This window comes from Pseudomonas alloputida, assembly GCF_021283545.2.
GTDB lineage: Bacteria > Pseudomonadota > Gammaproteobacteria > Pseudomonadales > Pseudomonadaceae > Aquipseudomonas > Aquipseudomonas alloputida.
The window spans coordinates 1,605,220-1,625,555 of record NZ_CP128540.1; the positions used below are offsets into that span (position 1 = coordinate 1,605,220).

Consider the following 20,336-nt stretch of genomic DNA (forward strand, 5'->3'; position numbering starts at 1 on the left):
TAATACAGGACATCGGGCTATGATCTGTATGAAACATCGCAGGATTGATTTGCCGTGAGGCTGACCCGTCAAGGGGGCATTATGAATAAACCACTGTCAAACTGGCTCCATGACCTGGCTGTCGCCTTGGGGCTGATCCCACCACCCTTGCAGCCGGTGCCGATCCCGACTGATGAAGAGCAGCGCAAACGTCAACCGCGTCGGCGCTGATTAACGACAAAGGCCGCTTCACCCGAGTGGGTGCAGCGGCCTTTTTGTGTCTGCTGATTTCTATTGCCTGTACCAGCCCTTTCGCGGGCAAGCCCGCTCCTACAAGCGAAAGGGCCGGTACAGCAGTCAGGCCAGCTTCACCGCCGCCATTGACTTGCGCGACACCAGGCTCACGCCCACAAAGCTCACCAGCCCTACTGCCAGGCTGTAGTAGATCGGCGTATTGGCCTCCAGCCCGTCCAGGAACATGAACAGCAGGGCGGTGGCAAAGCCCAGCGACATGCTGGCAATCGCGCCTGCAGTGGTCGCACGCTTCCAGAAGATCGCCCCGATCAGCGGGATCAGCATGCCGCCGACCAGCAGGTTATAAGCCAGGGTCAGGGCGTTGATCACATCATTCACCATCAGCGCGATGCCCAGCACCACCAGGCCGGTGAGCAGGGTGAACAGGCGGCTGGTACCCAGGCTCGACTGCTTGCCGCCACGCAGCTTGGGCAGCAGGTCTTCGGTCACGGTGGTCGAGGCAGCCAGCAGACCGGCGCTGGCGGTGGACATCATGGCCGCCAGGGCCGCAGCCATCAGCAGGCCACGGATGCCATCGGGCAGGGTGGTCTTGATCATCTCGGCAAAGGCGTTGTTCGGGTTGGCCAGGTCGGGCATCAGCACATGCGCAGCCATGCCGATCGCAGCGCAGGCCAGGCCATACAGCACGCAATACACACCAGCGGCGGTACCGGCACGCTGACAGACCTTTTCGTCACGGGCGGTGAACACCCGCTGCCAGATGTCCTGGCCGATGAGGATGCCGAAGAAGTAGATCAGGAAGTAAGTGATGATGGTGTCCCAGCCAATGGTAGTCAGCTGGAAGCTGGCCGCTGGCAATTTGGCCACCAGGGTATCCCAGCCACCGGCCTTGTACAGGCACACTGGCAGCAGGATGAACATCAGGCCGACGGTCTTGATCACGAACTGGACGATATCGGTCAGGGTTAGCGACCACATGCCGCCGATGGTCGAGTACAGCACTACCACGCCGCCGCCGAGCATCAGAGAAGCCCAGAACGGCAGGTCCAGCAGCACCTGCAGGACGGTGGCCATGGCCAGGGTCGAGGTGACCCCGATCATCAGTGCATAAGCCAGCATGATGACGGCGCTGGCCTGGCGTGCGGTGGGGTTGTAGCGTTGCTCCAGTACCTGGGTCACGGTGAAGATGCGCAGGCGCAGCAGCGGTTTGGCGAGGAACAGGTTGATGGCGATGATGCCCAGGCCCAGGGCTGCGCACAGCCAGAAGCCGGAAATGCCGTGGACGTAGCCCAGGCGCACGGTGCCGACGGTGGAAGCGCCACCGAGTACGGTGGTGGCCATGGTGCCCATGTACAGCACCGGGCCGAGATTGCGCCCGGCTACCAGGTAGTCTTCATGGGTTTTCGCGCGGCGCATGCCATACCAGCCAAGGCCTAGCATGCCAGCGGTGTAGATCATTACAACAATGATGTCCAAGGCCATTGGGGGTCTCCCGATTATCTTTATTATGGCGAGATCGACCGCGCGGGCGTTTGCACGGCGCCCGGCGGTCTTTTCTTGTGTTGGCGGGCCTCAGTGGCCCTCCCTCATGGCTCCTGCCGGGGTAGAGCGGTATTAGCGACGCACCACGCCAGGTAGCACGCAGAGCATCTCGAACAGCAGGTTGGCACCGAGCAGCGAGGTGTTGCCGGTGGTGTCGTAAGGCGGGGAGACTTCGACAAGGTCACAGCCGATCAGGTCCAGGCCGTGGCAGCCGCGAATGATCTCCATCGCCTGGATGGTGGTCAAGCCGCCGATTTCCGGGGTTCCGGTACCGGGCGCCCAGGCCGGGTCGATGCCATCGATGTCGAAAGACAGGTAAACCGGGCCACCGCCGACCTTTTCCCGCACTTCGGCCATCGGTGGCTCCAGTGACTTGTGCCAGCACTCTTCGGCCTGGACCACGCGGAAGCCCTGGCGACGGCTCCAGTTGAAGTCGTCGGCGGTGTAGCCCTGGGCGCGCAGGCCGATCTGCACCACGCGGTCGCAGTCGAGCAGGCCTTCTTCCACGGCGCGGCGGAAGGTGGTGCCGTGGGCGATCTTCTCGCCGAACATGTGGTCGTTGACGTCGGCGTGGGCATCGATGTGTACCAGGCCGATCTTGCCGTGTTTCTTGTGCAGCGCACGCAGGATCGGCAGGGTGATGGTGTGATCGCCCCCCAGGGTCATGGGAATGACGTTGTGCTCGACGATCTCGTCATACGCTTCTTCGATGATGCGCACGGCGTCCAGCAGGTTGAAGGTGTTGATTGCCACATCGCCGATATCGGCGACCGACAGCGAGTCGAACGGGGCGGCACCGGTCGCCATGTTGTACGGGCGGATCATCACCGATTCGGCGCGGATCTGCCGTGGGCCGAAGCGGGTGCCGGAACGTAGCGAGGTACCGATATCCAGCGGGACGCCGATGAAGGCCGCATCCAGACCTTTCGCGCTTTGCAGGTGGGGGAGGCGGAGCATGGTGGCGATGCCGCCGAAACGCGGCATTTCGTTGCCGCCCAGTGGTTGGTGGAGAGTCTTGTCCACGGTGGGCCTCATCAGTCGGTCGATTGTTGTGTTTGTTCGAACCTGTGCCGCCGCGCGCCATTCACGTGTGGTTTGCCGGCGGGCAGGGACATTTCGGCCAAGTCTGCTCAAGCGAGCGCCGGGGAAGAATCGCTACCGACAAATACTTAGTTCAGGAATTTCTGAACTAAAGGCGGGTAGAGCAGTTAGACTGCGCGCACATACCCTTGTGGAACCGTTGCACCATGGCCTCGACCTTGCCCGACCTGAAACTGCTGCGCATCTTCATCAGCGTGGTGCGCCACCAGGGCTTTGCCAACGCCCAGCGCGAGCTGAACCTGTCGACCTCGGCCATCAGTACCTACATGAGCCAGCTGGAGGGCGCCTTGGGTATCGTGTTGTGCCACCGGGGTCGGGGGGGCTTCAGCCTGACCAGCAAGGGCGAGCTGTTCCATCAGGAAACCCTGCGCCTGCTGGCCGAGCTGGACGGTTTCGAGCAGTATGCCGCCGCCCTGAAGGGCGAACTGCGTGGCACCCTCAACCTTGGGGTGATCGACTCCACCGTCGGTGATCGCGCCTTGCCGTTGGCCGAAGCCATCGGTGCCTACAGCCAGGAGCACCCGGCGGTGCACCTGCATCTATCGGTGTCCAGCCCCTACGAGCTGCAACTGGGTGTGCAGGACAACCGCCTGGACCTGGCCATCGGCGCGTTTTCTTCGCGGATGAGCGGCCTGCTCTACCAGCCGTTGTACCGCGAACAGCACTGGCTGTACTGCAGCAGCCGCCACCCATTGTATGCCGAGCGGCGCATTCCCGAGCAGGTAGTGACCCAGCAGCGCATGGTCGGCCGTGGTTATTGGAGCCAGGCCGAACTGGCCCGGCATGGCTTCAAGCACAGTGCGGCGACGGTTGAAAGCATGGAGGCGCAGCTGATCCTGATCCTTTCCGGGGCCTATATCGGCTACTTGCCTGAACACTACGCCCAGGCCTGGGTCGACAAGGGTGACTTGCGCGTGCTGTCGCCGTCGACCTTTGGTTACCAGGCCCCGTTCTCGCTGATCATTCGCCGCGGGCGCAGCCGCGAACCGTTGATCCAGACCTTCCGTGACCTGTTGAAAAGCCAGCTCAACGTGGGCTGAGATGCGACGCATTCATGCATTCCGTCGGGAGCGGGTTAAATTCCGCTAAACGCTGGCCGCTAACCTGATAGCGCTCTGCTACATATCAACTTGCGCTGATGATTTTCCCCTTATTTCATCCTGCAAGGATCGCCCAAGATGCGCATGAATTTGCCCGTCACTGAGCACGAAAGAACCTTCCCCGGCGATCAACGCCTTATTTCCACGACTGACCTCGACAGCCGCATCACCTACTGCAACGACGCCTTTGTGGCAATCAGCGGCTTTACCTATGACGAGCTGGTCGGCCAACCGCACAACCTGGTGCGCCACCCAGACATGCCGCCGGCGGTGTTTGGCCATATGTGGGAAACCATCAAGCAGGGCAAACCCTGGATGGGCATCGTCAAAAACCGGGCGAAGAACGGCGATTACTATTGGGTAAGCGCCTATGTCACGGCGATATACGAACAAGGCCGGATCAGTGGCTACGAGTCGGTGCGCTCGGTGCCCACGCGTGAGCAGATCCGCCGGGCCGAGGCGCTGTATGCGCGCTTGCGCGATGGCCGCAGCCCGGTGCCCTGGGCTGCTCGCCTGGGGCACGGCCTGGGCCATGGCTGGCCACTGATCGGCGCCGGCCTGCTGTCGGCGGCGGGTTACCTTTGGCTGCCCCCCTATGCGGCGCTCGCGGTGCTGATGGCAAGTCTGCTGCTGGCTTGGTACTGGGTCGAGCACCGGCAGAACCAGGCCATTCGTCGCACGTTGGCTGAGCATCCCAAGGCCTTTACCAGTCCGTTGGTGGCGCTGACCTACAGCGACAACCCAGGCCTGAAGGGCCAGCTCGACCTGGCCATCATCAGCGAAGAAGCCCGTCTGCAAACGGCCCTGACCCGCCTGGTGGATGCCGGGGTCGGGGTAAAGTCGCGGGCGGCGCAATCTTCCGACTTGTCCGATGCCCAGGCGCAGATGCTCGACCGGCAGCGCAGCGAGACTGACCAGTCCGCCACGGCCATCGCGCAGATGGCGGCGACCATCCAGCAGGTCACCCACAACGTGCAAAGTACGGCACACGCGGCAAGTGATGCCGACCAGCTGGCGCAGCAGGGCAGCGAGCTGGCCCTGAAGAGCCTGAAAGACATGGGCAGCATGAGCGATGCGGTCAATGACATTGGTCAGGCAGTCAACGCCTTGGCCGAGCAGACCCAGTCGATTGGTAGTGTGGTCGACGTGATCACTTCGATTGCCGAGCAGACCAACCTGCTGGCGCTTAACGCCGCCATTGAAGCGGCGCGCGCCGGTGAGCAAGGACGCGGGTTCGCCGTGGTGGCTGATGAGGTGCGGTCGTTGGCGCAGCGTACCCGCGCGTCGACCGAAGAGATCCACCATATCATCGCCTCGTTGAGGGCCGGGGCGGAGCGAGCGGTGAGCACTGCCAGCCGGGGCGAGCAGATTTCCCGGGACAGTGTGCACAGTGTCGAGGCGGTGCAGGCGGCGCTGAGCGGGATTGCCGTGGCGGTCAGCCGCATCACCGGCATGAGCCAGCAGATGGCCACGGCATCGGAGCAACAGAGCCATGTGGCTGAAGACATCAACCAGCAGATCGTGAGAATTGCCCAGCTGTGCGACCAGAGTGCCGGGCAAGCCAGGCAAGGCGCGGAAATCAGCCAGGACCTCGAGCGCATGGCGGAGTACCTGCATAGCCTGGCGGAAAGGTTCAACCGCTGAAATCGCGGGGCCCGCAAAGCGGGCCCCGGTTATGTGGCAAACTGTCCCCGCCAAGGAGACCGCCATGCCCAGACCCCGCTGCGAGCGCTGCCAGCGCCCGCTCGACCATTGCCTATGCCCACTGATCCCCGCGCTCGACAGCCGCACCCGTGTGATCCTGCTGCAGCACCCCAGTGAAACTGCCCATGCCCTGAACACGGCGCGCCTGGCTGCCCTTGGCCTGAACAATGCCGAGCTGCGGATTGGAGAGGTGTTCGATGACCTGCATGACCTGCTCGCCACCCCCGGATACCACCCGGTGCTGCTGTTCCCGGGTGATGACGCCCAGGTGCTGACAGCTTATGGCGAGGCGGGCGACAAACCTTTGCTGCTGATCGTGCCCGACGGCACCTGGCGCAAGGCGCGCAAGCTGCTGTACCTGAACCCGTTGCTGGGGGGGCTGCCACGGGTGACGCTGGGGCAGGTGGCCGCTTCACGCTATCGGTTGCGCAAAGCGCCGGAGGCGGGTGCGTTGTCGACGATCGAGGCGGTGGTCGGGGCATTGAACACGCTGGAGCAACCGGCCTGCTTCGATGCACTGCTGGCGCCGTTCGAGACGTTGATCGAGGGGCAGATCAGGGCCATGGGCGTAGAGACCTTTCAGCGTAATCATGGCCGCGAGTGAGGGTTGGGGGCTGCTTTGCAGCCCATTCGCAGCACAAAGCGGCCCCGCTACCTAAAACCCGCTCAACGCATCTCAGGCAGACGCGCCTCGGTGCGGACTTCGGTGGTCGCCAGCGCCTCTGGTGGCAACGAAATATGCTGTTTGCTCAGCAATTCACCCATGGTCGCCAGTACGCGGTAGCGCGAGAACTCTTCAGTATAACGCACCTCGGTGTAGCGGCGGTCGGCGTTGTACAGCTCGTTCTCACTGTCGAGGACGTCCAGCAGGGTGCGCTGGCCCAGGCCGAACTGGTCCTGGTAGGCCGCACGCACACGCTTGGTGGTTTCGGCGTATTCACGCGCGGTCGGCAGCTGCTTGCTGGCGTTGTTCATGGCGTTCCACGCCAGGCTCAGGTTCTCGGTCAACTCACGCAGGGCGTTGTTGCGAATGTCCAGTGCCTGGTTGATCTTGTGCGCGTCGGACTGTAGGCGAGCCTTGTCGCTGCCACCGCGGAACAGGTTGTAGTTCATCTCCACGCCAGCTTGCCAGTCGTTGTTGTTGTGGCCTTTCTCGCCGCCGGTGTTGTTGTTGGCACCGGTTGCCAGAATGGCGTCGAAGCGTGGGTAGAAGGTCGACTTGCCCACTTCGTACTGCTTCTCGGCGGCGTTGACGTCAGCCTGGGCAGACTTGATGTACGGGTTGTTCTGACGCATGCCATCGCGGGCTTCTTCGAGGGTGCCTGGCACCTCGCCCTTGATGCTCTGCGGGCTTTCCAGCTCGTCCGGGGCACGGCCAATCACACTGAAGAAGTTGGCCTCGGCATCGGCCAGGTCGACTTCGGCGGTGTCCAGGTTGTTTTCCGCCAGGGCGCGACGGGCGCGGGACTGGTCGAGGTCGGCGGTGCTGCCGACGCCGCGCTCGTTGCGCAGGCCAATCTGATCGTTGACGCGCAGGTGAGCTTGCAGGTTGTTCTTGGCCAGGGTCACCAGTTCACGGCGTTTGAGCACTTCCAGGTAGACCTCGACTGCACGCAGGGCGACATCCTGGGCGACGGCCTGGGTGTAATAGGCGCGGGAGGTAGAGACCGCCTCGGTGCGTCCTACTTCATTCGAGGTGTTGAAGCCGTCGAAGATCATCTGCCGCAGGCGCAGTTCGGACTGGGTGTAGTTGAGGGTTTCCTTGTTGTGGTTTCCCTCGGCGCGGGTAGTGGCGTTGTCCGAGCGCTGGCGGCCATAACCGGCAACCAGGTCCACGGAAGGGTAGTAGCCACCACGCGCGAACTTCACGTCTTCATCGGCCGACAGCTTGCTGTTACGGTTGGAGCTGACTTGTGGGTGGTAGTCCACGGCGCTTTGGACAGCCTCGGTAATCGACATCGCCTGTACGTTGGCACTCGCCAGGGCCAACAGTAAAGCACTGGTGATGGGGTTCAAAACGCGCATGGTACATCTCCCTGATCCTGGAATTGATCCTGCTGTTCGCCAAAAAAATGACGATAAACTTATCGCGTATAGTGTTGCAGGTTTTTAACAACACAGCTAAGTACATTCAACGCGATAGGTAAGAAGATTTATTCATATCAAATTGCCATATAATATCTTTGTTGTCTAATAAGTGTGCATTCAAGGGCACGGAATGAACGCAGGAAATGCCTTGAAAACCAATGGATACAAGGGCTATGCCCAGTTCCAGAACTAATTCGGATAAAGAGGGCATTGATTAGGCGAAAGCGATATTTGGCGACAAAATATTGTCACTTTGGCTTGTGCAGGGTTTTCAGGCTGAGGATGTACAGGGTGACCAATGCGGCACTGGTCAACATGAAGGTGCGCGCCCAGAACAGCGGCACCAGGTAGCACGACAGGCCAATGCTGGCCCACATCAGGCCGATGGCGTAGACCTTGCCCTTGAGGGGGATGCCTTCACCACTGAGGTAGTCACGAATCCATGGCCCCAGCTTGGGATGATGGACCAGCCAGTGATGGAAGCGCGGCGAGCTGCGGGCAAAGCAGGCCGCCGCCAAAAGCAGGAATGGGGTGGTGGGCAATACCGGCAGGAATATCCCCAGCACCCCCAGCGCGACGCTGAGCCAGCCAGTGGCCAGCAGCAGGTAGCGCACAGCTTGCTCAGTGGTGGCGTGGCTTGAGCAGCGCCGGTTTTTCGTCAGGGGCGTGCAGCAGCAGGAACAGTGCGCTCAGTGCCTCGGGGATTTGCACGATCATGTCATCCTGCAGGTTGGCGTTGCTGGCGATGTCGGCGAACTCTGGTTGTTCGTCGAACAAGCCCGAACCCACCATGATCGGCAGCAACATTTCGCTGACTTCTTCCTCGGCGTTTTCGAACCACGCCTCTTCCCGCAGGAACACGCCTTCCATGAAGCCGATGCACCAGCCGCGCAGGTCGGAATCGTCCGGCTCATCGGTCAGGTCGAGGTCGCAGGGCAGGTCGAATTCTTCGTCGCTGGCCAGCTGGCGGGCAATGTGTGCCTTGAGCGCCACCAGGGTGGCCTCGATCTCGGTGCGCTGGGCTTCGCTGGCGTAGTGCGGCTCCTCGGCGAACAGGGCGTCGATCCATTCGCGCTCGGGCACGTCCTCGGCGTTGATCGAAAGAGCGGTGAGGTAGCCGTGTGCGGCGACATAGTCCAGCGCTTCTTCGTGCAGCTCGTCGGCGTCGAGGAAGGCTTGCAGGCGGGTCAGTTGCTCGGCGAAGGACATTACAGGGCTACCTTGGGGAATAAACGATAACGAATTCTAGCACCTTGCAGCGGCAGCGGGGCAAAGGGAACGTCTATCGCCGCGGTGCATGTGCAGCACGGTGCTGCGGTATACTCCGCGATTTTTCATCCAGGGGCAGGTTTCAATGGCTGCCTGGCAAAAACCGCTTACGCATTTGGCGTGTGCGGGGCGGGTTTTTCGTCCAGCCTTTATCCAGGATGGTACGGCGATTTGGAGTTGCACATGCTCGAACAGGCTCAGCGCGTTCTCAAGGACATCTTCGGCTACGACAGTTTCCGTGGGCGCCAGGCAGCGATCATCGAATGCGTGGCCAATGGCGGCGATGCCTTGGTACTGATGCCCACCGGTGGCGGCAAATCGCTGTGTTTCCAGGTGCCGGGGCTGCTGCGCCCGGGCTTGACGGTGGTGGTATCGCCACTGATCGCGCTGATGGACGACCAGGTCGCCACCCTTGACGAGCTGGGTGTGTCTGCGGCCGCCCTGAACTCTACCCTGACGGCGGAGCAGCAGCGTGAACTGGCCGGGCGCCTGCGCCGTGGTGAGGTCAAGATGCTGTACCTGGCGCCGGAACGCCTGGTGCAGCCGCGCATGCTCGACTTCCTGCGCGATCTGGACATCTCGCTGTTCGCCATTGACGAGGCCCACTGCGTTTCGCAATGGGGGCACGATTTCCGCCCAGAGTACCTGCAGCTGGGCCAGCTGGCCGAACTGTTTCCGCATGTGCCGCGCATTGCGCTTACCGCTACGGCCGACATGCGAACCCGCGAGGAGATCGTTCAGCGCCTGCACCTGCAAGGCGCCGAGCGCTTCCTGTCGAGTTTCGACCGGCCCAACATCTTTTACCGCATCGTGCCCAAGGAGGCACCGCGCAAGCAGTTGATGGCCTTCCTCGGCGAACGTCGTGGCAACGCTGGCATCGTCTACTGCCTGTCGCGCAAGAAGGTCGACGAAACCGCCGCCTTCCTCTGTAGTCAGGGGTTCCCCGCGCTGCCGTATCACGCCGGCCTGGCCGCCGAGACGCGGGCGGCCAACCAGCATCGCTTCCTGAACGAGGAAGGGCTGATCATGGTCGCTACCATTGCTTTCGGCATGGGTATCGACAAGCCCAACGTGCGCTTCGTTGCTCACCTCGACCTGCCCAAATCGCTTGAAGCCTACTATCAGGAAACCGGCCGGGCCGGCCGTGACGGCCTGCCCTCCGATGCCTGGATGGCCTACGGGCTGCAGGACATGGTGATGCTCAAGCAGATGCTGCAGAACTCCGAAGGCGACGAGCGCCACAAGCGCATCGAGCAGCACAAGCTGGACGCCATGCTGGCGCTGTGCGAAGAAACCCGCTGCCGCCGCCAGTCGCTGCTGGCGTACTTCGACGAGATCCTCGAACAACCGTGCGGGCACTGCGACAACTGTGTCGACAACATCCAGACCTGGGACGCTACCGAGCCGGCCCGCCAGGCGCTGTCGGCGGTGTTCCGCACCGGCCAGCGCTATGGTGTTGGCCACCTGGTCGATGTGCTGTTGGGCAAGGACACCGAGAAGGTGCGCAATTTCGGCCACGAGAAGCTGTCGGTATTCGGCGTTGGCAAAGGCTTGGCCGAGGTCGAGTGGCGCTCACTGTTCCGTCAGTTGGTGGCGCGCGGCCTGGTCGATATCGACCTGGAAGGCTACGGCGGCCTGCGCCTGTCCGACAGCTGCCGGCCGCTGCTGCGCGGCGAGGTGACCTTGCAACTGCGCCGTGATCTCAAACCGCAGACCACGGCCAAAACCTCGTCGTCCAGCGGCGGCAGCCCGGCCAGCCAGCTGGTGCGTGCCGAAGAGCGCGATCTGTGGGAAGCGCTGCGTACCCTGCGCCGCAAGCTGGCCGAAGAACACAGTGTGCCGCCCTACGTCATCTTCCCCGACTCGACACTGCTGGAGATGCTGCGCAGCCAGCCGGTCAGCCTCAGCGACATGGCCCAGGTCAGCGGTGTGGGGGCGCGCAAGCTGGAGCGCTACGGCCAGGCGTTCCTCGAAGTGCTGAACAACAGCGGTGGCACCGACGAGGCTCCGAAAGTGGTGCTCGACCTGCGCCACGAACTGGTCAGCCTGGCCCGTGCCGGCATGACCCCGGCGCAGATCGCCGGGCAGCTCAACTGCAGCGAGAAGAACGTGTATAGCCTGCTGGCCGAGGCGTTGGGCCGCCAGGAGCTGAGTCTGGACCAGGCCATCGACCTGCCGGAAGACCTGATGATGGAGGTGCAGGACGCCTTTCTTGATGGCGAGGGTGAGCTGCCACCGGTGTCGGCCATTGCCCCGCAGTTCGGGGCGCGGGTGCCGGAGGGCGTACTCTATTGCGTGCGCGCAGCACTGGCGGCGGAATTCGAATTGTAAACGCATGCAGGATCGAAGGCAGAAGCGCCATCTGCTGACCTTTGTCATGCTTTTTGACGATTATCGAACGCGTAACCATGGCCGAGCCTTGCCTCGTAGGGCAGGGCATGGTTAGCTGCCTAATAATTAGATCTACTCCAATGAGTTCCTTATGCCCCTGAACGACAACCAACACCGCTTTGGCATGCAACTGGCCCAGATGTCCCGAGGTTGGCGTGCCGAGCTGGACCGCCGCCTGGCCGGGCTCAACCTGTCCCAGGCGCGCTGGCTGGTGTTGCTGCACCTGGCCCGCTTCGAAGAAGCCCCGACACAGCGTGAGCTGGCCCAGAGCGTAGGCGTCGAAGGCCCGACCCTGGCGCGTCTGCTCGACAGCCTGGAAGCGCAAGGGCTGGTGCGCCGGCAGGCGGTGCTGGAGGATCGGCGGGCGAAGAAGATTGTACTGTGCCCGCCGGCCAAGCCGTTGATCGATCAGATCGAGACCATCGCCAACCAGCTGCGGGTAGAGCTGTTTACCGGCGTGGACGAGGCGGACTTGCAGGTCTGTATGCGCGTGCATGCCAAGATCCTGGCCAACCTCGAAAAGTCCTGAGCTCACCCATCGATGCAGGTGCAGTGCAAGCCTCAGAAGGTGTGCCCAAGGTTCAGGTACACCGCTTGCTCATGCGCACTGTTGGCGCCGTAGCTGAAGTTCAGTGGCCCTAGAGGCGTATCCAGCCCCAGAAAGATGCTCGCCGCATTGATGTACCCACTGTCGAATTCGTTGTCGTTGTTCCACGCCCGCCCACGCTCCAGCGAGCCGCCGATGTACAGCGGGAAGTCCAGCGGCACATAGGCCCGCGGCGTCAGCCGGCGGTAATAGACCATGCGCAGCAGGCTCGCGTTCTGCCCCGATACCGAGTCCTCGCGGAAGCCTGACAGCTGTCGCGCCCCGCCCATCACGAAGCTCGACGTCACCACTTCGGTATCGTCAAGCGTGCGCCCGTAGCTCCCACCCAGCACGAACGTGTTCGGCCCGCTGCTGATGGCCTTGTCCAGGGTGAACAGCCACTGCCGGTAATCCTGGTCGGAGTCCAGCGACTTGTCGTATTTGCGCAAGGTCAGGCCGATGTCCTCGCCATGGTGCGGGAAGTACACGTTATCGAGGGTGTCGAACGAGTACTTCAGCTCGTAGAAACCTTCGTTGAAACTGACTTTGGGCAGGTCCTGGTCGCCGATGCGCACCTCGGCCTCGCCCCAGGCCTTGCCCACGCCCAGGCGCACTTCCCCGCTGTTGCCGATCTGCCGGCCTACGTTCAGGCCAAAACCGTAGCGCTCCAGGCGATACTCGGCGACCGGGTCGTTGTCCAGGGTGGCTTCGATGTTCTGCGAGCCCAGGTCCAGATACGGCGCAATGAAGTAGCGTGAGCCCACATCCAGGGGTTGGTAGAACTCACTGTACAGCGCTTGCTGGTCACCGATCTGGCCGCGGGTCAGCCATTCGGCGCCAAGGCTGTTGATGCCGTTGACCCGGTAGCTGGCGCCCAGGTTGAATGCGCTGTCGCCGCGCAGGTCATCGGACAGGTTCAGGCCCAGGCGCAGGTAGTCGGTGCCGCCGCGTCGGCCGCGGGCGTTGATCACCAAGGTGTGGTCGTTGCCCTTGTGCACCACGCGGTACTGCACCCTGTCGAAGTAGTCCAGGCCATACAGCGTACCCATGTCGGTCTGCAGGCGGTCCAGTTCCAGCGGTGCGTCGATCGGCTGGCGGATATACGAGCGGATCACATCATCGCTGACCTTGGAGTCGTTTTCGATCCGGATTGCGGTAATTACCGGCGTGCGCTGGCGCGGCGAGCGGGCCACGGCCAGGCTGGCGTCGCCCTCGAGCTGGCGCAGGGCGGCCAGGCGCGGGTCAAGCAGGCGAGTGGCGCGGTAACCGGCGTCGATCATGTCGCGGGCACGGCCGAAATCTGTCACGCCGAAGGCGGTCAGCGATGGCTGGATGAGGATGTCGTCGCGGTGCAGGCTGGCCAGTTGTTCTTCGGAGTTGCGCCGGGTCATCAAAGTGATCGACTGATTCAGCACGTCGACCACCGTCAGTAATTGCTTGCGATCGCGCAGCGGGGTGCCGATGTCGACCACGATGGCCAGGTCCACGCCCATTTCGCGGGCCACATCCACCGGAATGTTGTCGACCATGCCGCCGTCGACCAGCAGGCGGCCGTCCAGTTCGACCGGGGCGAACACGGCGGGGATCGACATGCTGGCGCGGATTACCTGGGGCAGGTGACCACGGCGGAATACGACTTTTTCGCCACTGGCGATGTCGGTGGCCACGGCGCGGAAGGGGATGGGCAGCTTGTCGAAGTCGCGGGTATCGGCGGTATGCGCCAGTTTGCTTTCCAGCAGCAGTGACAGGTTCTGGCCCTGAATCACACCCAGCGGCAGGCCCAGGCTGCCGTCGTCGCGAAAGCTGAGCTTCTGCTTGACCAGAAAGTCGCGGTCATCCTGCTTGCGCCGGAACGGCACATCCTCGCGGGGCGGTGCATCGGAGAGCGCCTGTTGCCAGTCAAGGGTGGTCGCGAGTTTTTCCAGCTCTTCGACACTGTAGCCCGAGGCGTACAGGCCGCCGACCACCGCGCCCATGCTGGTGCCGGCGATGGCGTCGATGCGCACACCCTGTTCCTCCAGCGCCTTGAGTACGCCGATGTGGGCCAGGCCACGGGCCGCACCGCCAGACAACACCAGGCCGACCTTGGGCCTGGCGGGTTCCGCAGCGATTGCCGTAAGCGAGGTAAGGACGAGCAGAAAACAGAACAGCAAACGGCGCATCGTGAGTCTCAAACCGTGGGCTAAAGACCGATAGTATAAGCGGCCCCTTACCTGGAGATGTTTCACCATGGCTAACCACAAGCCGGAAATCGTCATCACCTATTGCACCCAGTGCCAGTGGCTGCTGCGTGCTGCCTGGCTGGCTCAGGAACTGCTCAGCACCTTTGCCGACGACCTTGGCCGGGTAGCGCTGGAGCCGGGTACCGGGGGTATCTTCCGCATCACCTGCAATGGCGTGCAGATCTGGGAGCGCAAGGCCGACGGTGGTTTCCCCGAAGCGAAGGTACTGAAGCAGCGGGTGCGCGACCAGGTCGACCCGCAGCGTGATCTTGGTCACAACGACCGCTGATCAGGCGCCCTCGGTCAGTGGTCGCTGCCTGGGCGGTTGCTCGGCAGCCAGACGGCTGGACAGCACGATAGCGAAGATGATCAGCGCGCCGCCCAGCAGCATGCGCACGGTCGGGGTTTCGGCGAACACTGCCCAGGCCACGGCAATACCGTAGACCGGCTCCATGCCGAACACGACCGCGGCGGTGCGCGCCTTGATCACCGCCAGGCTGGCGACGAGCAGGCTGTGCGCCACACCCGTGCAGAAGATGCCGAGCAGGGCGATCCACAGCCAGTCCAGGGCCGCAACGTCGGCCAGGCCGGGCGCTGCGAACGGCAGCAGGCACAGGCCCACCACCAGGTTTTGCCACAGTGCGGCCTGTACTGCAGGCAAACGGCCGGAGCCGGCCCGATTGGTCAGTGACAGCAGCGAGAACAGCAGGCCCGAGAGCAGTGCCCAGAGCAGGCCGCCGGTGGCTTCGCTGGCCAGGTCGAATGCTGGTGTGACCAGTATCAGGCCGATGCTGACCAGCACGACCAAGACGGCTTCGTTACGGTGGATACGCTCGCGGAACAGCAGGCTTTCGAGGATCACCGTAAAGGCCGGGAAGCTGGCGAAGCCGAGGGTGGCGATGGCTACGCCGCCCACTTTGACGGCGATGAAGAAGCTGACCCAGTGGCCGGCCAGCAGCACACCACCGAGCAGCAGGCGGCGCGCATCCTGGCTGCTCAGGCGTTGCCAGCCCGGACCGGCCAGGCTGGCGAACAGGGCCAGCGCGAGTACGGCGAAGGTGGCGCGACCGAAGACGATGATCGCCGGGCTGGCGCTGGTGGCCAGTTTGCCGAAGACGCCGGTAAGGCCGAAGAACAGCGCGCCAATGTGCAGTGCGCCGAGGGCGGTGCGGTGGTTCATGGTGGGTCCTTGATGGAGATCTCTACAGGCAGTGCCGGCCCTTTCGCGGGTAAACCCGCTCCTACAGGTTTTGCACAACATTCAGGCGGGGGCATCCTGTAGGAGCGGGTTTACCCGCGAAGGGGCCGGCAAAGGCAAAGTGTAAAGCCTCAGGCAAACACATTCTGTCGCAAGACTGCTGTCAGTTATCGCCAGACTCTCGCCGCAAAGCCAAAGGTGTACACCCGAACGCCCGCAGCATCGCCGCTGAAAAGGCACTTTGCGAGCTATACCCCACCTGCGCCGCAATTTCGCCCATCGGCAGCACGGTCTGCACGATTAGCCGCCGCGCCTTGAGCAACCGCCGCTGGCGAATGTAGTCCATCGGAGTCATCCCGCACTCCGCGGTAAATCGCGCATGCAGCCGGGCAATGGACAGCCCGGCGATGCGTGCCAGGTCGGCAACCTGCAGCGGGTAGGCAGCATGCTGTTCGATATGCGCATCGAAGGCGCTGTAGGGCAGGCGCTGGCTGGGGTGCACTCTGGCTGCCGCCGTGGCGTTGAGGCTGGCCAGCAGCAGTGCCGCGCCTTGCCTGGCGATCAACGGGTCGTGCACGGGGCTGGTCGCCAGCCAGTCCACCAGTTGCTGCTGGCGCTCATCCAGGCTTACGGCGGCCGGGCGGTCGAGCAGGCGGCGGCTGGCATCGGCATGCTCGCCCAGGTGCTCGCGCAGCCAAGGCTCCCCTGGCACATCAAGCACCAGGCAATCACTGCCGGCATCGCTGGCGCACGTGTGATGAGCACCCGCCGGGACCACGATCAGCCCCTGGCGATCGATGCCGGCGCCATGTCCCTGGACCTCGAACTCCAGGCGGCCGCGCAGGCCGAACACCAGTTGCGGGTGTTCGTGGCTATGGGCGATCAGGCTGTCGCGGTAATGGCGCAGCGAGAGGATCGGGCCGGCGGTCATGGGGGCTTCCTCGCAGGGCAGGCGCCCATTGTGCCTCAATCCCTGCACGCCATCACTCGTCACCGTTTTGCCATGGCGCTGTCATGTGTGCCTGCCAGTCTCCAGCAAACTGCGCCGGAGCCTGCCCATGAGCCATGCCGAACTGTCCCGCCCCTCGCGCAAGCAACGCGTGCGTACCCTGTGGATCTCCGACGTGCACCTGGGTACCCGCGACTGCCAGGCCGAACACCTGTCGCAGTTTCTCAAGGGCTACCAGGCTGATCGCGTCTATCTGGTGGGCGATATCATAGATGGCTGGAAGCTGCGCGGCGGGATCTACTGGCCGCAAGCCCACACCAACGTGATTCGCCGGCTGCTGACCATGAGCAAGCGCGGTACCGAGGTGATCTACGTCACCGGCAACCATGACGAATTCCTGCGCCGCTACTCAAAGTTGATTCTGGGCAACATTCAGCTGGTAGACGAGGCCGAGCACCTGACAGCCGATGGCCGCCGACTGCTGGTGGTCCATGGTGATCAGTTCGATGTGATTACCCGTTACCACCGCTGGCTGGCGTTTCTGGGTGACCGCGCCTACGAATTCACCTTGGTGCTCAACCGCTGGCTCAACCACTGGCGTGCGCGGTATGGCTATGGTTACTGGTCGCTGTCGGCGTACCTCAAGCACAAGGTGAAAGGCGCGGTGAACTTCATCAGCGACTTCGAGAACGCCATTGCCCATGAGTGCACCCGCCGTGGTTTTCACGGGGTGGTGTGCGGGCATATCCATCATGCCGAGATCCGCAAGGTGGGTGAGGTGGACTACCTCAATTGCGGGGACTGGGTGGAGTCGTGCACGGCCCTGATCGAGCATTGGGACGGCAGTGTCGAGCTGTATCGGCTGGCCGAAGCGCAGGCCGTGGCGGCGTTGCGCGAGCCGGCTTAAGGCTCGAGGGCAGGGGGCCGCCAAGCGGCCTCAGATGCTTACAGCCTGAGCTTGCCTAGCAGGATATCCCGGAACATCACGAAATCCCCGGCCAGGCTGTACAGCGGATAGGTAAAGGTCGCTGGCCGATTCTTCTCGAAAAAGAAGTGCCCGACCCAGGCAAAGCCATAGCCGAACACCGGCACGGCCAGCAGCAGCAACCATTTGCCACTGCCAATGGTGTAGGCCAGCAGCGCTATCACCAGGCTGGTGCCGACGAAGTGCAGGCGGCGGCAGGTGGGGTTGCTGTGCTCCCCCAGATAGTACGGATAGAACTCGGCAAAACTGCGAAACTGCGCTGTGCTGTTCATGGCAGTGCTCCGGGATTAATACTTCTGGACAAGATACACGGCGTGGAGCCTGATTCGAGTCTAGAGTGACTGACGGGGCCTACCAGTGACAATAGGCGCCAAATGAGTATCCTTGGGGTTCACCGCAGGAGCGGTTGGTAAAAGAAGCCTGTCATGAGCGAAAGAACAACGTCAGCCAGTTGGGCATCAGGGATCGTGAAGGCACTTGAACTGGAAGGGCTGGATTGCAGAGCCATGTTCAAGCAATTGGGGTTGGACTTTGCCGCCCTCGACGATCCCGACGCACGTTTTCCGCAAGACTCCATGACCCGCCTATGGCAACTGGCGGTGGAGCTGTCAGGCAATGAGGCCATCGGCCTGAACATGGCACGGGTGGTCCGCCCGGCGTCGTTCCATGTGGTGGGCTATGCGTTGATGTCCAGCCGCACCCTGGCCGAGGGCTTCGAGCGCCTGGTGCGCTACCAGCGCATCATCGCCGAAAGCTCCGACCTCAGTTTCGTCCTCGGCCCCGAGGGCTATTCGCTGATTCTGACCGTGCACGGCGACCACCTGCCGCCAACCCGGCACAGCGCCGAAGCGTCGCTGGCCTGTGCGCTGGCGCTTTGCAAATGGCTCAGTGGCCGGCCGGTCCAGCCGCGGCGGGTCCTGGTGCAGGGGCCGCAGCCGAAGAATGTCGAGCCTTACAAGGTGGCGTTCCATTCGCCGCTGGTGTTCGGCGCCCCACATGATGCGCTGGTGTTCGAGCGGGCCGACATGGAGGCGCCGCTGCCGACCGCCAACGAGGCCATGGCGGTGCTGCACGACCGGTTTGCCGGCGAGTACCTGGCACGCTTCTCCGAAAGCCGGGTCAGCCACCGCGTGCGCCAGGTGTTGTGCCGCATCCTGCCGCAGGGTGAGCCCAAGCGCGAAACCCTGGCCCAGGCCCTGCACCTGTCGCAGCGCACCTTGCAACGGCGGCTGCAGGAGGAAGGCACCAGCTTCCAGACCTTGCTTGACGACACCCGTCGCGAACTGGCCGAACAATACCTGGCCCAGCCGGGCATGACCTTGCTGGAAACCGCCTACCTGCTGGGCTTTGCCGACCCCAGCAACTTCTATCGGGCGTTCCGTCGCTGGTTCGATGCCACGCCCAGCGAGTACCGCGCCCGCCTGGGCGCGGAAGGCGAAGTGCTCAGTGACGCCAGAACGCCGGCATGCACAACACCAACACCGTGATGATTTCCAGGCGACCCAGCAGCATGCCGGCCGCCAGAATCCATTTGGCCGCGTCAGGCAGCGTGGCGTAGTTGCCCGACGGGCCGATCACTTCACCCAGGCCCGGGCCTACACCCGAAACCGTGCCGGCGGCGCCGGTCAGCGCGGTCATCCAGTCCACGCCCAGCAGCGACAACAGCAGCGCCATGACACAGATGGTGATCGCGAAGAAGAACGAGAACGTCAGGATCGAGCGCACGATGTCTTCGTCGAGGCGATGGCCGTTGTATTTCTGCTTGATCACCGCGCGCGGGTGAATCAGCTGGTTGAGGCTGGCCTTCAACAGGATGTATGCCACCTGGAAGCGGAAAATCTTGATGCCGCCTGCGGTCGAGCCGGAGCAGCCGCCAACGAAGCCCAGGTAGAAGAACAGCATCAGCGAGAAGTTACCCCACAGGCTGTAGTCACCCAAGGAGAAGCCGGTGGTGGTGACCACCGAGGTCACGTTCAGCGCCACATGGCGCAGGGCATCGAGCCAGTGCAGGTTGGTGCTGTACCAGTACCAGGTGCCCAGCACCAGCCAGGTGACCACCAGCATGCCCAGCAAGCCTTGCACCTGCTGGTCGCGGATCAGCGCCTTGCGGTTGCCGCGCAGGGTGGCTACGTAGAGGGTGAACGGCAGGCTGCCCATGATCATCACCACTACTGCAACCCAGTGCACGGCCGGGATATCCCATTTCGCCAACGACTGGTCGGAGGTGGAGAAACCGCCGGTAGAGATAGCCGACATGGCATGGTTGATTGCATCGAACGGGCTCATGCCCGCCCACCAGAAGGCCAGCGCGCCGAGTATCGAGAAACCGACGTAAACCCCCACGATGGACTTGGCGACCATGTGCGAACGCGGCATGACCTTTTCCGAGCGGTCGGACGATTCGGTCTGGAACAGGCGCATGCCACCGATGCGCAGCAGCGGCAGGATCGCCACCGCCATGGCGATAAAGCCGATACCGCCGAGCCAGTGCAGCATCGAGCGCCACATGAGGATGCCCGGCGACATGTTATCGAGCCCGCTGAGCACGGTGGCGCCAGTGGCGGTGATGCCTGACATGCTTTCGAAGAAGGCGTCGGTGTAGCTGATGTGCTGGGTCAGCAGGAACGGTAGCGCGGCGAACACGCACACCACCAGCCAGCTGCTGACGGTCAGCAGGTACATGTCGCGCGGGCGCAGGTGTACATGCTCCGGGCGCCCCTGCACCACCAGGGCCAGGCCGGCGATGAAGGTGATCAGGCTCGACCAGAGAAACGACGGCATGTCACCGGTGCGCTCGAAGATCACCAGGGTCGCCATGGGCACGGCCATGCTCACGGCCAGCGTAATCAGGAAGATGCCGATGATGAAACCAATGATCCTTAAGGTCGGCAACGCCATGTGATCTGCTCAGACTCGAAACGGAAGGGCGCCATTCTACCTATGGGTCTGGTGATGTAAACGCTAGAA

Annotated in this window: 19 protein-coding genes; 9 read left to right on the top strand and 10 right to left on the bottom strand. The window is 63.0% G+C overall.

What is annotated here, in order from left to right:
• Positions 1-81: 81 nt before the first annotated feature.
• Entirely contained in the window at positions 82-210 is a 129-nt protein-coding gene (locus LU682_RS07410; protein WP_009683677.1) for a PA1414 family protein, read from the top strand.
• Between the two features lie 126 nt (positions 211-336).
• Here the strand turns inward: LU682_RS07410 and LU682_RS07415 are convergent, their stop codons facing one another.
• On the bottom strand, positions 337-1,716 hold the full coding sequence (locus tag LU682_RS07415) for a sodium:solute symporter family protein (RefSeq protein WP_060489456.1): 1,380 nt from the start codon (positions 1,714-1,716) through the stop codon (positions 337-339).
• Positions 1,717-1,848: 132 nt separating this feature from the next.
• Positions 1,849-2,799 (bottom strand): agmatinase, encoded by a 951-nt coding sequence (gene speB / locus LU682_RS07420; RefSeq protein ID WP_232857065.1) that lies wholly within the window; start codon positions 2,797-2,799, stop codon positions 1,849-1,851.
• A 224-nt stretch (positions 2,800-3,023) separates the two neighbouring features.
• On the opposite strand from speB, the gene LU682_RS07425 reads away from it, so the two are divergent.
• From LU682_RS07425 to LU682_RS07435, 3 genes are all read left to right on the top strand, one after another.
• Entirely contained in the window at positions 3,024-3,917 is an 894-nt protein-coding gene (locus LU682_RS07425; protein ID WP_003254585.1) for a LysR family transcriptional regulator, read from the top strand.
• 138 nt (positions 3,918-4,055) lie between these two features.
• Positions 4,056-5,621: a methyl-accepting chemotaxis protein gene (locus LU682_RS07430; RefSeq protein WP_010955204.1), complete on the top strand. Its 1,566-nt coding sequence runs from the start codon at positions 4,056-4,058 to the stop codon at positions 5,619-5,621.
• Between the two features lie 64 nt (positions 5,622-5,685).
• Positions 5,686-6,285 (top strand): tRNA-uridine aminocarboxypropyltransferase, encoded by a 600-nt coding sequence (locus LU682_RS07435; RefSeq protein WP_010955203.1) that lies wholly within the window; start codon positions 5,686-5,688, stop codon positions 6,283-6,285.
• Between the two features lie 62 nt (positions 6,286-6,347).
• Here LU682_RS07435 and LU682_RS07440 read toward each other — a convergent pair whose 3' ends face one another.
• From LU682_RS07440 to LU682_RS07450, 3 genes are all read right to left on the bottom strand, one after another.
• A complete protein-coding gene (locus LU682_RS07440; protein ID WP_010955202.1) occupies positions 6,348-7,706 on the bottom strand; it encodes a TolC family outer membrane protein in 1,359 nt (452 codons plus the stop codon).
• A 311-nt stretch (positions 7,707-8,017) separates the two neighbouring features.
• Positions 8,018-8,383 (bottom strand): YbaN family protein, encoded by a 366-nt coding sequence (locus LU682_RS07445; protein ID WP_010955201.1) that lies wholly within the window; start codon positions 8,381-8,383, stop codon positions 8,018-8,020.
• A 7-nt stretch (positions 8,384-8,390) separates the two neighbouring features.
• Complete coding sequence (locus tag LU682_RS07450; RefSeq protein ID WP_010955200.1) at positions 8,391-8,978, bottom strand: YecA/YgfB family protein; 588 nt, start codon at positions 8,976-8,978, stop codon at positions 8,391-8,393.
• Between the two features lie 243 nt (positions 8,979-9,221).
• Between LU682_RS07450 and recQ the strand changes: the two genes are divergently transcribed.
• Both recQ and LU682_RS07460 read left to right on the top strand, forming a co-directional pair.
• A complete protein-coding gene (recQ, locus tag LU682_RS07455) occupies positions 9,222-11,369 on the top strand; it encodes a DNA helicase RecQ (RefSeq protein WP_010955199.1) in 2,148 nt (715 codons plus the stop codon).
• Between the two features lie 151 nt (positions 11,370-11,520).
• Positions 11,521-11,958, top strand: coding sequence for a MarR family transcriptional regulator (locus LU682_RS07460; RefSeq protein ID WP_010955198.1), 438 nt, complete (start codon positions 11,521-11,523; stop codon positions 11,956-11,958).
• Between the two features lie 32 nt (positions 11,959-11,990).
• Here LU682_RS07460 and LU682_RS07465 read toward each other — a convergent pair whose 3' ends face one another.
• Positions 11,991-14,177 carry a patatin-like phospholipase family protein gene (locus LU682_RS07465; RefSeq protein WP_020191240.1) on the bottom strand — a complete coding sequence of 729 codons (2,187 nt, stop codon included), beginning with the start codon at positions 14,175-14,177 and terminating at the stop codon, positions 11,991-11,993.
• 67 nt (positions 14,178-14,244) lie between these two features.
• On the opposite strand from LU682_RS07465, the gene LU682_RS07470 reads away from it, so the two are divergent.
• Positions 14,245-14,526 (top strand): Rdx family protein, encoded by a 282-nt coding sequence (locus tag LU682_RS07470; RefSeq protein WP_010955196.1) that lies wholly within the window; start codon positions 14,245-14,247, stop codon positions 14,524-14,526.
• Here LU682_RS07470 and LU682_RS07475 read toward each other — a convergent pair whose 3' ends face one another.
• Positions 14,527-15,417, bottom strand: coding sequence for a DMT family transporter (locus LU682_RS07475; RefSeq protein ID WP_060489458.1), 891 nt, complete (start codon positions 15,415-15,417; stop codon positions 14,527-14,529).
• 181 nt (positions 15,418-15,598) lie between these two features.
• Positions 15,599-16,366: a helix-turn-helix transcriptional regulator gene (locus LU682_RS07480; protein WP_010955194.1), complete on the bottom strand. Its 768-nt coding sequence runs from the start codon at positions 16,364-16,366 to the stop codon at positions 15,599-15,601.
• A 127-nt stretch (positions 16,367-16,493) separates the two neighbouring features.
• Between LU682_RS07480 and LU682_RS07485 the strand changes: the two genes are divergently transcribed.
• Positions 16,494-17,291 (top strand): UDP-2,3-diacylglucosamine diphosphatase, encoded by a 798-nt coding sequence (locus LU682_RS07485; RefSeq protein ID WP_003254566.1) that lies wholly within the window; start codon positions 16,494-16,496, stop codon positions 17,289-17,291.
• 38 nt (positions 17,292-17,329) lie between these two features.
• Here the strand turns inward: LU682_RS07485 and LU682_RS07490 are convergent, their stop codons facing one another.
• Entirely contained in the window at positions 17,330-17,641 is a 312-nt protein-coding gene (locus LU682_RS07490) for an Mpo1-like protein (RefSeq protein ID WP_003254563.1), read from the bottom strand.
• Positions 17,642-17,794: 153 nt separating this feature from the next.
• Here LU682_RS07490 and LU682_RS07495 point away from each other — a divergent pair, with 153 nt between their 5' ends.
• On the top strand, positions 17,795-18,856 hold the full coding sequence (locus LU682_RS07495) for an AraC family transcriptional regulator (RefSeq protein WP_010955193.1): 1,062 nt from the start codon (positions 17,795-17,797) through the stop codon (positions 18,854-18,856).
• On the opposite strand, the gene LU682_RS07500 is transcribed toward LU682_RS07495, so the two are convergent.
• Complete coding sequence (locus tag LU682_RS07500; RefSeq protein WP_010955192.1) at positions 18,813-20,267, bottom strand: TrkH family potassium uptake protein; 1,455 nt, start codon at positions 20,265-20,267, stop codon at positions 18,813-18,815. The two genes, LU682_RS07495 and LU682_RS07500, sit on opposite strands and share 44 nt — an antisense overlap.
• Positions 20,268-20,336 lie beyond the last annotated feature (69 nt).